Genomic DNA, 17,301 nt, shown 5'->3' on the forward strand with positions numbered 1-17,301 from the left:
CCTGGTCGAGTTGGGGGCTGGGCTCTAGCTGAAAAGCCCGAAACATAGGCACACCGTACGCGACCTTGTCGCAGCAATAGAAAATAAACCATTGGATTGCCGTGAATTAGTTCCTTCTATGAAGGAGCAAGATCGATGTCAACGAATGGCCCTGTGGTAACGCCAAATCCGGTCGAAATTCTCAAGACGACTCGGCACTACCAAAGCAATCGAACCAGCGAGAAAGTCAGGCTCGACGGCAACATCGCCCGGCGCAAGATCAGGGGCAGAGAGTTCTTCTGGTGGGACACCGAGCTGCCGGGCTTCGGCCTGAGGGTCTTTGCCGGCGGATCGCGCAGCTGGTTCGTCCAGTTTCGCCAGCGCGGCAAACAGATGCGGATCACGCTCGGCCGCCCGCCGGAGGTTCGCGCGGAGGAGGCGCGCACTCTGGCGCGCGCACAGCTTGCCAAGGTCATGCTCGATGGGCTGCCGGTGTCGCAGAAGGCGAGGCGGGATAATCCAGGTGCGACGCTGTTTCGTGATTTCGCGCTGCGCTTCTGGGCGGACTATTCGCGGCATTGGAAGCCCTCGACCCGCAAGGGCAATCGCGCCCGCATCTTCAAGGACCTGACCGACATCTTCGGCCACCTGCGGGTCGATGCGATCCGCAAGGCCGATGTGCTGCGCTGGCGCGATAGCTGGGCAGATCGCTCGGGCGCGTTCAACCGGACGATCCCGATCATGTCGGTGATGATGGGCTATGCCGAGCAATTGGGCATGCGCCCGCGCGGCTCGAACCCGTGCCGGGGAACGCCGCGGTACAAGCGCAAGCTAGTCGATAGATTTCTGAGCGCCCGCGAGTTCAATCGGCTCGCTGGGAGCTTGCGCAACTTCGAGGAAAGCAACCCGATCGCGGTCCAGGCGATCCGCCTGCTGATCTACACCGGCGCGCGCCACGGCGAAGTGGTTGGGCTTCGCTGGGAATGGGTGCAGCCGCCGCGCCTCATGCTGCCCGACAGCAAGACCGGTGCAAAGATCGTCTATCTCAACCGGCAAGCGCAGGCGGTTCTCGATGCCATGCCGAACAAGGCGGATACCGGATTGGTCTTTTCCTCGCTGCGCGGGGACAAGCCGATCGCGCTAAGCCCGATCTGGCATGAAATCAGACGGCACGCGGCCTTGCCCGATGTCCGGCTTCACGACCTGCGCCACAGCTTCGCATCGATCGCCATTGCCGATGGGATTTCGCTTGTCGTGATCGGCAAGCTCCTCGGCCACGCACTTGCCGAAACCACCGAGCGCTATGCGCACCTCGCGGACGAAGCGATTGCCGACGCCGCCAAACGCATCTCGGGTTCGCTCGCCCGGCACTTGGGGCTCGCGGCATGACCCGGGTCTCCCTCGCTCGCATCATTGCGGATGAGCTCGCGACCCTGCGCCGCTTCGATCCGGGCAGACGCCCGACCGGCAAAGCACGCCGGGTGGAATGGTCGGAGAAGCTGCCGGGCTTTGGCATCCGCTATTATGGCTCGGGGCGCAGCACCTACATCGTCCAGTCGCGGATGAACGGCGTGACGCGGACGATCACGCTGGGCAATGCCAATGTCCTCAGCAAGAGCCAGGCGCTCAATTGCGCGCGGCGCATTTTGCTGCGCGCACAGGTCGGGGAGGACCCGGCGACCAGGCGCAAGGAGGTTCGCAAGGTCCCGACCTATGACGACTTCCTGGCGATCTACTGGAAGCAGGCTGCGGCCAAGTGGAAGCCGAGCACGTGCTACACCCACGATTGCTATCGCCGGCTTCATCTCGACCATGCCTTTTCCGGCATGTTTATCGACGAAATCGAGCAGTCGCACGTGCTGAACTGGTTCAACAAGGTCTCGGTCAACGGCGGGCCGGGATCGGGCAATCGCTGTTTCGAGATCCTGCGATCGATGTTCAACCATGCCGAGCGCTGGGGGATGCGCCCCGAAGGCAGCAATCCGTGCACTTACATTCGGCCAAACAAGCGCCGCAAATGCGAGCGCTTCCTGTCCAATCAGGAAATCGCCCGTCTGGGCGAAGTCCTGCGGCGCAGGCTTCGTACCCACCCGCTCCATAGCACAATCGTCCATCTGCTTCTGCTGACTGGATGCCGTGTCTCAGAGATCAAGGACCTGACCTGGAGCGAGGTGAGGGGCGGGCGGCTGCTCCTGCACGACAGCAAGACCGGTCCGCGCACCGTCTGGCTGGGCGATGAGGCGCAGATGCTGCTTGCATCACTCGAACGGCGCGGCAGTTCAGACCGGGTGTTCTGGAACAAGCAGACTCGGCGGCCTGTTGCGGAAATGCACGGATTCTGGGCGGAGGTGAGGGCCGAAGCCAATTTGCCGGGCGTACGCTTGCACGATCTTCGCCACAGCTTTGCCAGCCATGCCGCAGCGCGATCCGAAACCCTGCCGATGATCGGCAAGCTACTGGGCCACTCCCGGCTGCAAACCACGTCGCGCTACGCACACCTCGACGACGGGCCAGTATTGGAAGCGGCTGAACGGATCGGTGCTCTGATCGCTGAAGCGATGGGCGAGGATCGTTCATTGAATCATAATACTATGTGTGATATCGGAGTGGCGAATCAAGACCGGTAAGCCGCGAACCCGAATCTACAAGAACCGCTGGTTCGCGAAGTTCGCAAGCCGGGAAGGGATCAGCGATGCGACACTTGTTGCGGCCACCGAGCAGGCCAATCGCGGCCTGATCGATGCCGATCTTGGCGGCGGCCTGATCAAGCAGCGCGTCGCGCGTGAAGGCGGAGGCAAGTCCGGCGGATACCGCACGCTGGTCTTCTTCCGCCACGAGGAGCGGGCCATATTCGCCTTTGGCTTTGCCAAGAGCGACAAGGCCAACCTCAGCGCGAACGAGCTGAAGGTTTACAAGAAGGCCGCGAAGATCGTGCTCGCGCTAACGCAGGCGCAAATCGATGCCGAAGTACGCGAAGAAAGACTGTTCGAGGTGAATGACGATGCCCAGGACCTATAAGAGCGAGGCGCTCGCCGCCGTCCACGAGATGATCGAAGGGCTCCACGTAGGTGGTGCGATCGACAAGCGCACGCTGCGCGAATTTGATGAAGCGTGCCTTGTTCCGGCGACACCGCTGCAACCCGATGAAATCAAGGCGATCCGTGAGGCTGAGCACGTTTCGCAGCCGGTGTTCGCGCGCTATCTCAATGTGTCGAAGAACCTCGTGTCCGATTGGGAACGGGGGAAGAAGCGGCCTGGAGGCCCAGCGTTGAGGTTGCTTTCGATTGTTCAGCGCAAGGGATTGGACGCTATCTCTTAGGCAGCTTCGTCGGACAATCTGGAACGGCAGAAAGCAATATGAGCTAAGCGAAAAGCAGCCAGTCGGAGCACTGGGTGGTTAGTTAGATTCGCGGCTGAATCGCGTACTGCCTTCAAGCTCCGCGTCCGAACACGTCCTTCGGATTGCACGAGCAGTTCAGATCGCGAGCCACGCTGCATAGTTGCGCCGACCGAAATCAGGCTGGATGCGCAACCGCGCAGTGCGCTTCCCAAATCGCCCAGGGCGCGCCTCAGTTAATCCTCAAGATTCCTCGACATCGTTGCAAGCAACGTCTTGACTGCGGCAAACTCGGCTTTGGAAATTCCCGACAGCAAACGGGCGTAGATGGCATCTGCCTCCGACCGCAACGAGGGCAAAATCTCGATTGCCCGTGGCAGCAGATGTAGTGTCCAGACGCGGCGGTTGCCCTCGACCGAGCGCCGCTCGACATACTCGGCCTTTTCCAACTGATCTATCACATGCCCGACGCTGGCGCGTTCAAGTTCGAGGCATTTGGCGAGTTCGGTCTGGGTCAGTCCCGGCGAGCGAAAGATGTAGGCAAGCGCGCGCCATTGGGTGCGGGAAAGGCCGAATTTGGCGGTTGATGCATCGAACAGCTTGCGCAGCTTGCGCGGGACTTCCTCGACGAGAAAAACGATCTCGTCGGTTTCAGTGACGTAGCTGTCTTGGTCGATTTCCATTGGCATAGGGCAAGTGCCATAGTCGCCGATCGGTCGATTGAAAAGACTTTACTGTAAGACATCTTACAGTAAGAAGACTGAATGTGCATTGAGTCTATCAAGCTGGCCGGACAGTCCGGCCATGCCATTGCCGCCACCATCGAAGGCGCAGGCGATGGAATGCCGGTCATTCTCGCGCACGGCGGCGGGCAGACCCGGCGGGCCTGGAAGAAGATTTCGACCCTGCTCGCCGGTCATGGCTTCCGCGCCATCGCCATCGATCTGCGCGGACATGGCGACAGCGATTGGGCCAGCGACGGGGCCTATGACATTGCCGACTTCGCCAGCGACCTTGTCGCCATAGCCGCCGGGCTGGACCGCAAGCCCGCGCTGATCGGCGCGTCGCTGGGCGGTCTCGCCGGGATTGTCTCCGAAGGGCAGCTTGCGCCGGGCGGATTTGCCTCGCTTACGCTCGTCGACATTACCCCGCAGATGGAAGCAACCGGCGTTGCCCGGGTTGTCGGCTTCATGGCCGCCCATGCGCGCGAGGGCTTTGCCTCCCCGGACGAAGCCGCGCGCATCATTTCCGAATATTTGCCGCATCGCCCAAGCCGCAAGGCATCGGCGGGCCTTGCCCACTACCTCCGCCAAAAGCCCGACGGGCGCTATTACTGGCACTGGGATCCGGCCTTTATCGACGGAATCATGCGTCGCCACGCGCAGAACGGCGATCTGGGCGATCACGGGCGGAGCGAACTCAGCAAAGCCGCGATGAACCTCTCGCTGCCGGTGCATCTGGTCAGGGGCGGTTCGAGCGATCTCGTCTCGCCGGAAGCCGTGGCGCATTTCCGCAACCTGGTCCCGCATGCGGCCTACAGCGACATTGCCGATGCCACGCACATGGTGGTCGGCGACCAGAACGACGTCTTCGGAACCGCGATCGTCGATTTCCTGGTCCGCACTCGTGCCGCGAGCGACGCACGATGAGCAGCGGCACCGAACGGCCCGAACTCGCTGAACTGCGCAAGATGCTCCACATCGCGCCGTTTCACCGCTGGCTCGGCCTCGATATTGTCGATCTGACCGAGCGCAAACTGATCCTCGAAATGCCGTGGCGGGACGAGATCGTCTCCAACCCGATGATCGGGTCGGCGCATGGCGGCATCTTGTCGGCATTGATCGACCTGACCGGACTTTACACCGTCAACGCGCTGGGCGGCACCGCGCGGGCGACCGCCGACCTTCGCGTCGATTTTCACCGTCCTGCAACCTCCGGGCCGTTGCGCGCGATTGGCAGTGTGGTCAAACTGGGCAAGCAGTTGAGCGTCGCGGAAACCAGAATCGAGGATTCTGCGCAGCGACTGCTCGCGAGTGGCAGGGGGGCCTATGTTAGCTGACCTGAGGCTATTCCCGGTTGTTGGCGCGGCGCTTGCGCTGTCGGCGTGCGCATCAATCCCGGAACGCGGGGACAGGCCCGCCATTCTGACTGCCGAGACCATCGACGCTACGCAGACGCTCGCTCCTCGCGGCAATACAGGTTGGTTGCCAGACCAGTGGTGGCGGCTTGCGGGCGATCCGCAGCTGACTTTGCTGATCGAGGAAGGTCTCGCCAACTCGCCGCAAGTGGCGATTGCCCTGGCCAGGATCAGGCGCGCGGAAGCAGAGGCACAGCGCGTGGGCGCGTCGCGGCTCCCGACCGTCACGGGCGGGGCGGAAGGCGGATTGCGCCGCCAGAGCGGCAACACCGGCATTCCTGCGCAATTCCTCCCCGATAGCTGGCGGGACTATGGCCAGGCTTCGCTATCATTCGGCTTCGACCTTGACCTTTGGGGCCGCAACCGCGCCGCCCATGCCGCCGCGACTTCTGACGCGCGCGCAGCGGTGGTCGATGCCGCCCAGGCGCGGCTGGTGCTCTCGATTGCGATCACCGCTGCCTATGCCGAACTCGGCAGGCACTATCGCGAACGCGACAATGCCGACGCCGTGCTGGCCAATCGCCGCGCCACGCTGGCCCTTGTTGCCGAGCGTGAGCGCAACGGCCTCGACAATCGGATAAGTGTGCGCCGTGCCGAAGCAGAGCTGGCTGGTGCCGAGCAGGATTTGGCTGCGGTCGATGAAAGCATTGGTCTGCGCCGAAACCAGTTGGCCGCACTGGTAGGAGCCGGGCCGGATCGTGGCATTGCCGTCACCAGGCCGCCCCTTTCGCCTTCAACCCCATTGAGCCTTCCGCCAGGGCTGACAACGGACCTGCTGGGCAGGCGTCCGGATATTGTGGCTGCCCGCGAGCGGGTCGAGGCTGCGGCTAGCCGCATCAAGGTGGCGCGCGCCGGATTCTTTCCATCGGTCAATCTGAGCGCCTTGATCGGCCTGCAGGCGCTTGGCCTCGGCAACCTGATCGAGTCCCGCTCGCAGTTCGGGACCGTCGGCCCGGCGATCAGCCTGCCGATCTTTCAGGGCGGCGCGCTTCGGGCGCAATATGGCCGCGCCGGTGCCGACTATGATGAGGCTGTTGCGAGCTACAACCAGACGGTCATTTCCGCGTTCCAGCAAGTCGCCGACGCGGTGACGCAGCGCGAGTCGGCGGATAAGCGCCTTGCGGCAGCCCGGTCAGCCCTGAACGCGAGCGAAGATGCGCTGACTCTGGTGCGCAATCGCTACACGGCAGGATTGGCCAGCCGGCTGGATGTTCTGACCAGCGAAAAGAGTGTTCACGAACTGCGGCTCGCCGTGATCGGGCTGGAAACCTTCGAGCGCGGCGCGACGCTTGCCCTGATCCGCGCGCTCGGCGGCGGATTTGTTGCCGACGCTCAACCTTCACCGGAACCGACCAACCCATGACCGACACTTCGCCCGAAACCCCCGCCGTCGATCCGGCGCTCACCCAATCGCGCAAGGCGGCGCGGAAGCGATGGCTTGTGCGCCTTGCCGTCATCCTCGCAATGATCGGACTTGCCTGGGGGGTCTGGTATGTGCTGGTCGCCCGCAATTTCGTGAGCACGGACAATGCCTATGTCAACGCGCAGACAGCGCAGGTCACGCCGCTGGTTGCGGGGTCGGCAACCGAAGTGCTGGTGCGCGACACCCAGCAGGTCAAGGCGGGAGACGTGCTAGTCCGGCTCGATCAGGCCGACGCAAAGATTGCGCTGGCTCAGGCAGAAGCCGATTTGGCCGCAGCGCGTCGGCGGTTCCGCCAGACGGTCGCCAACAATTCTGCCTTGGCGGCACAGGTGGACAGCTCAGGCGCAGGCCTTACCCAAGCCCAGGCACGCTATCGCACGGCGCAGGCCGAGCATGACAAGGCCCGGATCGACCTGCAACGCCGAGAAAACGTCGCCGCTAGCGGGGCGGTTTCGGGCGAGGAACTCACCCAAGCGCGCAAGGCTTTTGCCACCACCCTCGCTGCACTCGATGCAGCGCGCGGCGCGATCGATGAGGCCAGTTCGTCGCGGCGCGCGGCACAAGGCCAGCTTGCCGCGAACACCGCGCTGGTAAGCGGGCTGAGCGAGAATACCGATCCCGCCGTACTTGCCGCGATGGCGCGGCGCGACGCGGCACAGCTCGATCTCGACCGCACCGAAATCCGCGCGCCCATCGACGGTGTCGTCAGCAAGCTTCAGGTCCAGATCGGGCAGCGGCTCAATCCCGGCCAAATTGTCATGGCGGTTGTCCCGCTGGCCAATGTCTATGTCGAAGCCAACTTCAAGGAAAACCAGTTGCGGCGGGTGCGGATCGGCATGCCTGCCGAGCTGACGGCTGACCTCTATGGTTCGAGCGTGACCTATCGCGGCAAGGTGGTCGGTTTTTCGGGCGGGACTGGCGCGTCGATGGCCGTGATCCCGGCCCAGAATGCAACCGGCAACTGGATCAAGGTCGTCCAGCGCCTGCCGGTGCGGATCGAACTCGATCCTGCCGAGCTGAAACGCCACCCGCTGCGGGTCGGGCTTTCGATGGAAGTCGAAATCGACGTGTCGGGCGACTGACTATGGCCGATGGCACCGCGACGGCTTCGACGGGCATCCCGCCCTCGCTGCGACTGATCGCGGGCCTGACCCTGGCCTTTGCAAACTTCATGGTGATCCTCGACCTGACGATTGCCAATGTCTCGATCCCCCATATTGCAGGCAGCCTCGGCATCACGCTCGAACAAGGCGCGTGGGTCATCACCTCCTATGCGATTGCCGAGGCGATCTGCGTGCCGCTGACGGCGTGGATCGCGTTCCGGTTCGGCTCGGTTCGCACCTTCCTGTTCAGCATGTTGGGGTTCGGCTTATTCTCGATGCTCTGCGGGCTTTCGGTTTCAATCGAAATGCTCGTTATGTGCCGCATCGGACAGGGCATTTTCGGGGCCTTTCTGATGCCCATGTCGCAAACCCTGCTTTTGCGCGTGTTCCCGCCCGAGCAGCAGAATATTGCCATGGGCATGTGGGCGATGACCTTGTTGCTGGGGCCTGCACTCGGCCCGATCATCGGGGGGTGGCTGACCGACAACTGGTCATGGCACTGGATATTTCTCATCAACGTGCCAGTCGCTGTTTTTGCCATTTTCGGCAGTGCGGCCCTTCTTCGCCCGATCGAAACCGAACGCAAGGTGTTGCCGATCGACTATATCGGCCTCGTGCTGCTGGTGGTCTGGGTCGGTTGCCTGCAAATCATCCTCGATATTGGCCGCAACCGCGATTGGTTTGGCGACCCGCTGATCGTCGTGCTCGCCATCACGTCGGCTATCGCATTCCTGATCTTCGTCGTCTGGGAACTTACCGAAGACCATCCGGTCGTCGATCTGCGTGTTCTGCGGCACCGGGGGCTAAGCGTTGCTCTTGCTGTCCTCGCCATCAGCTTTGGAGCCTATTTCGCCAGCTTTGTCATTGTCCCCCAATGGCAACAGGCGTGGCTTGGCTTCACTGCGACCCAAGCTGGCTATTCGTCGTCATTTACCGCCATCGCCGGATTGCTGACGGCTCCTATCGTCGTGATACTAATGCCGCGGTTCGACCCCCGTCTGCTGGTTTCGGCGGGCATTGTCTGGCTGGCACTGATCGGGTTGACCCGGACATTCTGGACCACCGACAGCGATTTCTGGACGCTTAGCGCGCCCCAATTCCTGCAAGGCCTTGGCATGACATTGTTCATGCTGCCGATCATCAACCTTACGCTCAATACCGTCGATGAGCATGAGGTTGCGTCTGCCGCAGGCTTGCAAAGTTTCATGCGCACGATTGCGACGGCATTCGCCACTTCGGTTTCACTGACCTACTGGGGCGACACCCAGCGCGCCGCGCGCAACGACATAGCGGGCGTTCTGCAACCGGACGCTGAAGGCGGCGCGATTGCCGGACTGGGCTTCTCACCCGAAGCGGCGCTTCAAATGCTGGGCAATATGGCCGAGCTTGAAGCCACCACCCTCGCCGTGCTCCATGTATTCTGGACGACCTCGGCAATCCTGCTGATCGCCGCGGCCCTGATCTGGCTTTCGCCGCGCCCCAAGCGGAGTGGCGGCATGCCGATAGGGCATTGAGCGCAGGCGCTTGGGGTACCCGTCAAGCCGAGACTGAATGGCACCGTATCACTTGCTTCAACGGCGTTGGCAAATGCGTCGCCGAGCACGTCACCAAGGGCGCTATGGTCATGGTCACCGGTCGGATCCACTACTCCCGCTGGACCGACAGTGAAGGCCAGACTCGTTATGGCTGTGAGATCATCGCCGAGCAGGTCGATTTCCTCGCCAAAGCCAAGGAAGCCAGCAAGGACAAACCCAAGAAGCGGCGCGTGAATTAGCAGCGCTGCCCACATCGAAACCCTGAATGAACCCCGTTCTGGACATCTGCCAGGGCGGGGTTTGCGCGTGCTCGTTCGGCATTCCAAAGTTAATTCCCGACCGCGATATTGGGACCTCGGGCCATCCCGAGGCCGAGCTTCCAAAATGGCTATTTGCTTCCGTAGCGTGGAACATCCACAATTTGCGCTCGACGCTTTCGCTTTCCCTCAGGCGCCAGATCGGCTAGGTTTCCTGCGGGATTGTGGGCCATATCCATCAAAAGCAGGCACTGCAAAATCTCGAACACAACACGCACAAATTGGGAACAAATTCAGGCACACCGTACGCGACCAGTCTCTGCTCTATTGCCTTGAATTTGTTTATGAAAAAGGCGCAAAATGCATATGGCAGCTTCTCAATCAAATCCGACTAGCCAATCGGATTCGATAATTTGGACACTATGTGTCTGAAAAAGCCACACAACTCTGCAAAGCTCAGTCATCCCAATCTGATTGACGATTCCTAACTTCGAATCCGAACCGGACTGTCCCAAGTTTTCCACATGCATCCAGCAAATTTGGGGTGCCGGTTGGGGGCCAGAGAGATTTGATAGTCAGAATTTTGCCTTTAATATCGATTAATTAAGCTAAAATTTGGCTTCCCGCTACCGCTCCACTTCCGCCACAGCCGCAGAAAACCGCCCATCCGGATGCGGCATGCGTGCCTGATCCCCCATAGCATATCACAGGGCCGGACCTGCCAGCCCTGTGTACGCATATTCAGCGAGGGTCGCGAATCTGTGGCCCGATCCGGGCGATCACATCGCGCGCATCAAATGTCTTGCGATTGCTCGGCTGCAGCGCGCCGCGGTTCATCCGAATCTCGGCCGAGACCTCGAAACGTTCAATGGTCCGCGTGTCGATCCGGTCAGCCCAGAAGGGGTCGCCGAAATAGGGGTCCCATGTGCGCCAGCCCGTGCGCGGGCCGAAGTAACGCCAATAGGGCCGCCAATAGCCGTAGTTGTCGTAGAACCAGGGACGGTAAAGCGGATCGGGGCGCAAATCGCGTTCGACCTGATGCTCGACCTCGCGATCTTCGATCACGAACCAGTCGTAACCTTCAGCCAATGTCAGTTCGGCCGCGCGGTACAATAGCGAAGCCTCGACCCGCTCGCGCGACGTGAAGCTGTTGCCGATGAAAGTCACCCGGAAGTGATCGGCGGCGAGCCGGGTTTCCGAATATCCGCCTGCAACCCGGCTTGACGAGGAAATCGGCTGATAGGGTGTGGGTTTGCCCGCACATCCGACGGCGAGCAATGCCAGAGCAGCGGCTCCGGCCAATCGTTTCACTCCAACCATTGGTACCTCCCAGATAAAACTCAAGAAACGCCAGACTGAAATGCAGTCCGGATAGGCAGGGGCCGGATCGCTCCGGCCCCTCCTTATTTCCTGGTGGGAGTGACTTACATGCCCGAGCCCGGGCCGTAGGTCACTTCGACGCGGCGGTTCTGCGCTTCACGCACACCGTCAGCAGTCGGAACGCGCGGTTGCGATTCGCCGAAGGCTTCACCGCTGAGGCCACCATCGGGGATGCCGCGACCGGTCAGGTAGCTGCGCACCGATGCGTTACGACGTTCGGCGAGAGCGACGTTGTACGTCACGCTGCCCGCACGGTCAGTGTGACCGGCCAGCATCACCCGCGCACTGCCGCAGTTGCCATAGGCCGTGACCGCGTTGTTCAGGATGGTCGCCGCTTCGGCTGTGATATCCGACTTATCGAAGTCGAAGAACACGATGTACGGGCCGGTGTTGCACGGCGCCTTTGGCGGCGCGGGCGGCGGCGGAGGCGGCGGCGGCGGAGGCGGCGGCGGGGGCGGCGGAGGCGGGGGCGACGGAGGAGGCGGAGGCGGCGGAGCTTTTCCGCCGCCGAAGCTGATCACCAGGCTGCCGTAGAAGGCATTGTCCTTGAGATCCGATCCGAAACGGCCCTGATAGCCAATCCGCCCGGTCACCTTCTCGCTGAACAAGGCTGCAAGGCTGAGGCCGGCCATCACCGTGTCCTTGTCCGACTGCGGCGAGACCGTGCTGAACAGCGCATTGCCCGGTGCATCACTGAAGCGTTGCACGGTACCGAAGGCGGCGTTGCTATCGTGGCGATAGGCGATCTTGGCCTCGGGCACGACGATCCCCAGCTTCCCGGCCCACTTCACCCCGGCAAGGAACGCGGTGTCGTTTTCGCTCTGGTTGCCGAAGGCAAGGTTGGCGCCGCTGACGCCGGTCTCGGTGAAGGCGTTCATCTTCACCTTGGTGTATTCAAGGCCGACGAACGGGGTCACCCAGGTCTGACCCACCGGCAAACGTCCACCGGCCTCGGCGTAGAACGAGGTTACGCGGAAGTCCGGTTCGCTGGTGATGGTACCGGCGGTGGTCAGCACCCCGATGGTACGGGTCGCGTCACCGTTGAGCTTGGAGTAGCTCGCGTTGGCCCGCAGGTAGAAATCACCGCTGTCGTAACCGGCCAGCAGGCCGATCTGGAAGCCGTCGGTATTCACCTCGCCGCCGTAGAGATCGAACTCCGACTGCACCTCGCGGTAACCGCCGAAGGCACCGAAGGTGAAGTTGCTGACGGTGTAATCGACCCCGAGCAGCGCATGCGCGCCGTCGCTGCGGTGCCCGATGCCGTTGCCATCGCTCTGCACGCGGGCATCGTTGATCGCGCCCAAGGCCCACAACCTCAAGCCGCCGGCGTTATCCTGGCACTCCTTGATCCCGCCATAGTTGACCGCGCAGTCGACCTGGTCGGCCACCAGCGTGCTCACTTGCAGAGCGTTGTTGCGCAGCGCCTGCATATGTCCGGCATATTGCGCGCCGCTCAGCTGGTTCATGGCATCGCCATAGGTGGCGGCGTCACTGATCAGGAACAGGTTGGCGAGCAGCTTGCCGTAGTCCGCGGCCTGGGTCGGGCTGTAGACCGCCTGCAGCGCACCCCCGACCGCAGCCTGATTGGGCGTGAGCCCAGCCACCGCATCGAACGCCACGCGGGTGAGCGTGATGTCGACATTGGCATTGGCATCATAGACCGCAACCGGAGTGAGCAGCACCGAGCGCGTATTGGTGGTGACACTGCCGAACTGGCCGATGCGGGTCTGCGCGTCGATCACGTCGTTGAACGTGTACTGGTTGGCGTAGAGCCCGTTCGGGGTGTTCAGCTGCAGCACCAGGTTGGCACCTGTCAGCGTCGCGGTGTTGGCGGTGATCCGCGGGTAGGAGGCCTGCGCCGAATCCACCAGCAGGCTCGGCATCTGGAGCCGCAAGGTGCTGCCGCTCGCCAGCGTGAAGGTGTTCACGTTGACCCGCGCCGCCCCGTCATAGCTGGCATTGCCGAGCGCATTGTCGACCAGATAGAGCGTCGCCCCGTTCGCCACCGTGAAGGCACCGAAGTTGGTCGGGATCACGCCGTTTCCGGTCGCCATGTCGCCTGTCATCACAGCCACGGCGGGATTGACGATCCCGTCGAACGTGGTGACCCCGCTGGCAATCGTCACGGTGTCAGCATCGCTCAGCAGGATGTTGCCATAGACGCTGCTGGCACCGGTGAACCGGATGTCGACCGGGTTCGGCGCGAAGCGGGTGTTGATCGCCATGCCGCGCCGGAAGGTGGTGCCGCCATTGGTGCTGGTGCGGGCGATGATCGTGCCGCCAGCGTTGACGATCGTCATGCGGTCGGTCGATCCCGGAACAACCGGCGAGATGGCGAAGTCCCGCACCAGAATGCCGGTCGCGTCGGCGCTGCCACCATTGGTGATGGCGGTGGCGCGGATCGTGCCCGAGTTGGTGAAGGTCGCGGTGTTGACCGCGGATTCGAAGGTCACGCCGGTGGCACTGGCTTGGGTGTTGCCCGAGCCGGCAGCGCCGGTCGCCGTGGCGTTGACCGACAACGTGCCGCTGTTGGCGATGGAGCCGCTGATGCGGTTGGTCCAGCCTTCCCACGGATCCTCGGGTTCCTCCTCGGCCGGCGGGGTGTCGGCAAAGGCAAGCGGGGCCTGGGCCTCACCCTCTCCGCCGCCATGGCCGCCGCTGCCGCCGCCGCTGCCATTGCCGCCACCGCCTTCCTCGGGCGGCAGAGTGGTCGGATCGATGTTGGCGAGGATCACCATGCCCCGCGCGGTCGCTTCGGCAGTGCCGTTGCTGGTGGCGGTGGAATTGACGGTGAAGGTGCCGCTGTTCGATACATTGAGGGTGAGCGGCTCGCTGATGATGCGATAGCCGGTCGCATCAGCGATCGACTGGGCCGAACCGGCCGGGGTCGAGGTGGCATTGGCTGTCGCCGCGACGGTGAAACTGCCGCTGTTCGACAGGGAGGCGTTGAAGCCGCCGACGGAAATGCCCGCCTGCCGCACGCCCTCGGCCAGTGCATCGGCTCCGGCTTGCGAGCCGGTCGCCGTGGCGGTCGAGCCTGCAGTGAAGGTTCCGGCATTGTTGAATGTGACGTTCGAGACACCGATGATCTCGCCGTTCTGGAGCACCGCCGCGCCGAGCGACGAGGTCGCGCCCGAAGGGCCGACGCCGTTGGCGATGGACGAAAGCTGGACCGAAATCGTCCCGCCAGCCGCATTGGTCAGCGTCGCCGTGCCGATCCGGCCGACGAAGGTTTCGGGCCCGCCGGCTTCGACGATCTGGCGGATTGTGCCGTTCGAGATCGTGGTCGCGTTGGCACCGGTCGACACCGTGCCGGTCTGGGTCGCGCGCGAGGTGAAGGTCGCGGTGATCGTCCCGGCGTTGGTAATGGTCGAGTTGGCGGTGCCTTCATCGGAGCCGCTGGCCTGTGCCTGCACGAGGATCACCGAGCCCTTGCTGTCCTCTTCGCTCGAGAAGCCGTCGCCGCCCAGCGTGGTCGCCGTCGCAGTGCCGAAGCCGGTGGCGTTGGAGGAGCCGGTGATGGTGATGGTGCGCCCGGCATTGTTGACGAGGCTGGCACTGCCCACGTCCACGCCCGTGCCGTTGACGGCGCTGCGGATGTGGATCAGCCCGTGCTCGCCGCCCCCGGCCCCGGCGGTCGCGGCAGCATCGCCCGCCGACGAGGTCGCCGTCGCACTCGATGCGGCCAGCATCGTGCCGTTGTTGGTCAACGTGGTTGTGGCCGTCACGTTGCCGCTGCCGTTGCCCTGCGCACGCATGAACACGGCTTCTTCCATCTCCGACGTGGCGATGGCCGAATCCGTCGCCGCCGCAGTTGCGGTGGAGGTGAAGTTGAAGGTGCCGCTATTGGTGTGGGTGACGGTGGTGGTGCCGGTCTTGTTGCCTTCGATCACTGCTTCCTGGTGCACCCCGCCGATGGCCGAGGAGAAGGCCCGCGCCCCGAAGGCATCGCCTTCGCCCGGGCTGGTGGTGCCGGTGGCGCTCGCCACCGATCCTATCGTCAGCGAACCGCTGTTGACGAAGGCCGCCGAGACGCTTGTGTAGGGTCCGGCGATGTTCTGGTTGATCGCATCGGTGATCGAGGCGTTGGCGATCGCCTGCCCGTCGGTGTTGGTCGCGGTCGCGCGGGCGGTGACGGTGGTGCTGCCATTATTGGTCAGCGAAGCCGAATCCGACGTCGCGCCGCCCTCTTCGCCGGCGACCACCTGTTCGATCGTACCGGTCGCGACACTGTCGACATTGGCGGTGGCGGCCGGTGTGCCGGTGCTGGTTACACCGCTATTGATCGGCGTTGCTCCCGGAATGGTCGCAACCTTCGGCAAGCTCACGCCCGGAACCGTGTCCGAAACCTGCTGCGCGAGCGCCGGCATGGCCAGCCCCATCGCCACGACGGATGCGCTCAAGACAAGTGTGGTGCGCTTTGAATAAAATCCCATGATTTGCTCCCATATTTGTCTCATTGATAAATCAAGAAGACTTTTCATTGATCCCATTTGGAACCTATTGATCAATAGGATGAGCTTCAAGGTTGGCTATTTGAGGCAGATCAAATATGGAAAATAAATTCTCCATAGTTTTAAATGGTGATCGATTTTTTGTATGATTTTGATTATCGCTCGCACGAACTTGTAATTTTTTGCCTTTTAATTGGTAACGTTCACAAGAAATTGTGAGCTTTTTAGTCCGATTTTCTTGGCGCCCCGATCGGATAAGCAAAAGCGCGCAGCGGATGAAGGACTCGTGGCTGGAAGGTCCGTCCGCTTATTCGGCTCTACGGAGAAGGGTGCGCAAAGCGAGCATGGGGCGATCGCGCCATAAGCACGCAGCCCCTTCCACCCCGAGACATGCGCGGGTTCGATTGACCGGGCGGCGCAGGCCTATGTCATAATGATCACCGCGGGACCGCGTTCGATCTAACTGCAGGTCGGCGGCGGCTATACCGGCTTCAACAACTCCGACGGCACAGCGCAGGCAATGACCTCGAACAGCACGGTCTCGCAAAGCCCGATCGATGGCTTTGCCTTCTGCAATCCGCCCGCGCAGGCCTATATCGGCGCAAGGCGGCCTAGAACCGGCGCAGATGCCAGAGTGCTGGCAAGGTCACCCCACATGCCGCCGGACGAACTCCGTCTGCAGTGCGGTGAAGGCGTGGGCGAGCGGGTTGTCGTCCATGTCGAAGGCGTGGATTGCGCCGGCCACCTCGTCATAGGACACCGCAACCCCGGCCTCCTCCAGCCGGCGGGCATAGGCGCGCACCTCGTCGAGGAAGAGATCGCAGGTGCCCACCCCGATCCATGTCGGCGGCAGGCCCGCAAGATCGGTGCGCCGCGCCGCGACGGCGTAAGGCATTGCGGCAGCATCGCGGCCCGCACCGAGATAGGCCGGCCAGGCAAAGCGGTTGCTGGTGTTGCGCCAGATGCTGTGATTGATCGCGTCAAGCTCGCGCCGTCCGGCGGTGCGATCATCCAGCATGGGGTAGACCAGTAGCTGCCCGGCAGGCTGCGTGCCGCCTTCATCATGCAGGCGGTGCACGAGGTTTGCGGCAAGCCCGCCGCCCGCGCTGAAGCCGCCGATCACGAGCTTCGCAGAGTTGATCCCCAGCTCTCCGGCCCGGGCAAGCACGCGGTGCCATGCGGCATGGCCATCATCCAGAGCGGCAGGAAAGGGCTCCTGCGGGGCCAGCCGGTAGGCGGGGCAGATCACCGGCACGCCCAGCGCCTTGGCGAACAGCGCAGCCTTGGGAAAGATATCTTCCGGCCGTCCGAACAAAAAGCCGCCGCCGTGAAACAGGATCAGCGCGCCATCGCCCTTGCGCTGGTCCGGGGTGATGATCGCCATGCGCTGGCCGCCCGCCATGTCCCAGCCAAGGCTCACCCCGGCAGGATCGAAGGGCGGACGGACATAGCGCCCGAGCAGACGCAGGAGCCGGTAGGTAAAGCGGTTCACCACCAGCTTGCCGAGCCGCTTGTCGAGTGCGGCAAGTTCGGGCGCCATAGCCGGCGGGTTGGCGGAACTGTGCGCCGGGCCATCACCTGTGTTGCTGGTCGTCATCGATCCCCCCCCGCCCGTGATTGCGCCATCGTAGACGCGCGGGCGCCGGGCGCGCAAGCGGTGCGCCTCCTGCAAAAAGCACAGGTCTCCCGCCAGCGG

Annotated in this window: 14 protein-coding genes and 1 pseudogene; 11 read left to right on the forward strand and 4 right to left on the reverse strand. The window is 62.9% G+C overall.

The window, feature by feature from the left end; genetic code table 11:
• The first annotated feature begins 135 nt into the window (after positions 1-135).
• From RSE14_RS08935 to RSE14_RS08950, 4 genes are read left to right on the forward strand one after another with little or no spacing between them, the layout of a single operon-like run.
• Positions 136-1,368 carry a tyrosine-type recombinase/integrase gene (locus RSE14_RS08935; RefSeq protein ID WP_084758344.1) on the forward strand — a complete coding sequence of 411 codons (1,233 nt, stop codon included), beginning with the start codon at positions 136-138 and terminating at the stop codon, positions 1,366-1,368.
• A complete protein-coding gene (locus tag RSE14_RS08940) occupies positions 1,365-2,606 on the forward strand; it encodes a tyrosine-type recombinase/integrase (RefSeq protein WP_324072881.1) in 1,242 nt (413 codons plus the stop codon). The genes RSE14_RS08935 and RSE14_RS08940 overlap by 4 nt, the downstream gene beginning before the upstream one ends.
• On the forward strand, positions 2,575-2,997 hold the full coding sequence (locus RSE14_RS08945) for a type II toxin-antitoxin system RelE/ParE family toxin (RefSeq protein WP_324072883.1): 423 nt from the start codon (positions 2,575-2,577) through the stop codon (positions 2,995-2,997). The genes RSE14_RS08940 and RSE14_RS08945 overlap by 32 nt, the downstream gene beginning before the upstream one ends.
• Positions 2,981-3,298, forward strand: a complete 318-nt coding sequence (locus RSE14_RS08950; RefSeq protein ID WP_324076878.1) for a type II toxin-antitoxin system RelB family anti-toxin transcriptional regulator — start codon at positions 2,981-2,983, stop codon at positions 3,296-3,298. Before RSE14_RS08945 ends, RSE14_RS08950 begins: the two co-directional genes overlap by 17 nt.
• A gap of 254 nt (positions 3,299-3,552) precedes the next feature.
• On the opposite strand, the gene RSE14_RS08955 is transcribed toward RSE14_RS08950, so the two are convergent.
• Positions 3,553-4,005 (reverse strand): MarR family winged helix-turn-helix transcriptional regulator, encoded by a 453-nt coding sequence (locus tag RSE14_RS08955; RefSeq protein ID WP_324072884.1) that lies wholly within the window; start codon positions 4,003-4,005, stop codon positions 3,553-3,555.
• Between the two features lie 75 nt (positions 4,006-4,080).
• Here RSE14_RS08955 and RSE14_RS08960 point away from each other — a divergent pair, with 75 nt between their 5' ends.
• The 7 genes and pseudogenes from RSE14_RS08960 (at position 4,081) to RSE14_RS08990 (ending at position 9,980) form a co-directional block, all read left to right on the forward strand.
• The gene (locus RSE14_RS08960) at positions 4,081-4,965 is read left to right on the forward strand and encodes an alpha/beta fold hydrolase (RefSeq protein WP_324072886.1); all 885 of its coding nucleotides are present in this window, start codon (positions 4,081-4,083) and stop codon (positions 4,963-4,965) included.
• Positions 4,962-5,375: a hotdog fold thioesterase gene (locus RSE14_RS08965; protein WP_324072888.1), complete on the forward strand. Its 414-nt coding sequence runs from the start codon at positions 4,962-4,964 to the stop codon at positions 5,373-5,375. The genes RSE14_RS08960 and RSE14_RS08965 overlap by 4 nt, the downstream gene beginning before the upstream one ends.
• Complete coding sequence (locus RSE14_RS08970) at positions 5,365-6,816, forward strand: efflux transporter outer membrane subunit (RefSeq protein ID WP_324072890.1); 1,452 nt, start codon at positions 5,365-5,367, stop codon at positions 6,814-6,816. Before RSE14_RS08965 ends, RSE14_RS08970 begins: the two co-directional genes overlap by 11 nt.
• Positions 6,813-7,958, forward strand: a complete 1,146-nt coding sequence (locus tag RSE14_RS08975) for an EmrA/EmrK family multidrug efflux transporter periplasmic adaptor subunit (protein WP_324072893.1) — start codon at positions 6,813-6,815, stop codon at positions 7,956-7,958. The genes RSE14_RS08970 and RSE14_RS08975 overlap by 4 nt, the downstream gene beginning before the upstream one ends.
• Before the next feature lie 2 nt (positions 7,959-7,960).
• Complete coding sequence (locus RSE14_RS08980; protein ID WP_324072895.1) at positions 7,961-9,493, forward strand: DHA2 family efflux MFS transporter permease subunit; 1,533 nt, start codon at positions 7,961-7,963, stop codon at positions 9,491-9,493.
• A 20-nt stretch (positions 9,494-9,513) separates the two neighbouring features.
• Positions 9,514-9,753: pseudogene (locus RSE14_RS08985) on the forward strand (single-stranded DNA-binding protein); the annotation flags it as partial.
• A 26-nt stretch (positions 9,754-9,779) separates the two neighbouring features.
• Positions 9,780-9,980, forward strand: coding sequence for a hypothetical protein (locus RSE14_RS08990; protein ID WP_324072897.1), 201 nt, complete (start codon positions 9,780-9,782; stop codon positions 9,978-9,980).
• Between the two features lie 532 nt (positions 9,981-10,512).
• On the opposite strand, the gene RSE14_RS08995 is transcribed toward RSE14_RS08990, so the two are convergent.
• The 3 genes from RSE14_RS08995 to RSE14_RS09005 form a co-directional block, all read right to left on the reverse strand.
• The gene (locus RSE14_RS08995) at positions 10,513-11,091 is read right to left on the reverse strand and encodes a CC0125/CC1285 family lipoprotein (protein WP_324072899.1); all 579 of its coding nucleotides are present in this window, start codon (positions 11,089-11,091) and stop codon (positions 10,513-10,515) included.
• Between the two features lie 104 nt (positions 11,092-11,195).
• Positions 11,196-15,644, reverse strand: coding sequence for an autotransporter domain-containing protein (locus RSE14_RS09000; protein ID WP_324072901.1), 4,449 nt, complete (start codon positions 15,642-15,644; stop codon positions 11,196-11,198).
• 607 nt (positions 15,645-16,251) lie between these two features.
• Positions 16,252-17,202 carry an alpha/beta hydrolase gene (locus tag RSE14_RS09005; protein ID WP_324072904.1) on the reverse strand — a complete coding sequence of 317 codons (951 nt, stop codon included), beginning with the start codon at positions 17,200-17,202 and terminating at the stop codon, positions 16,252-16,254.
• Positions 17,203-17,301 lie beyond the last annotated feature (99 nt).

It is taken from the genome of Erythrobacter sp. (genome assembly GCF_035194505.1).
Taxonomy (GTDB): domain Bacteria; phylum Pseudomonadota; class Alphaproteobacteria; order Sphingomonadales; family Sphingomonadaceae; genus Erythrobacter.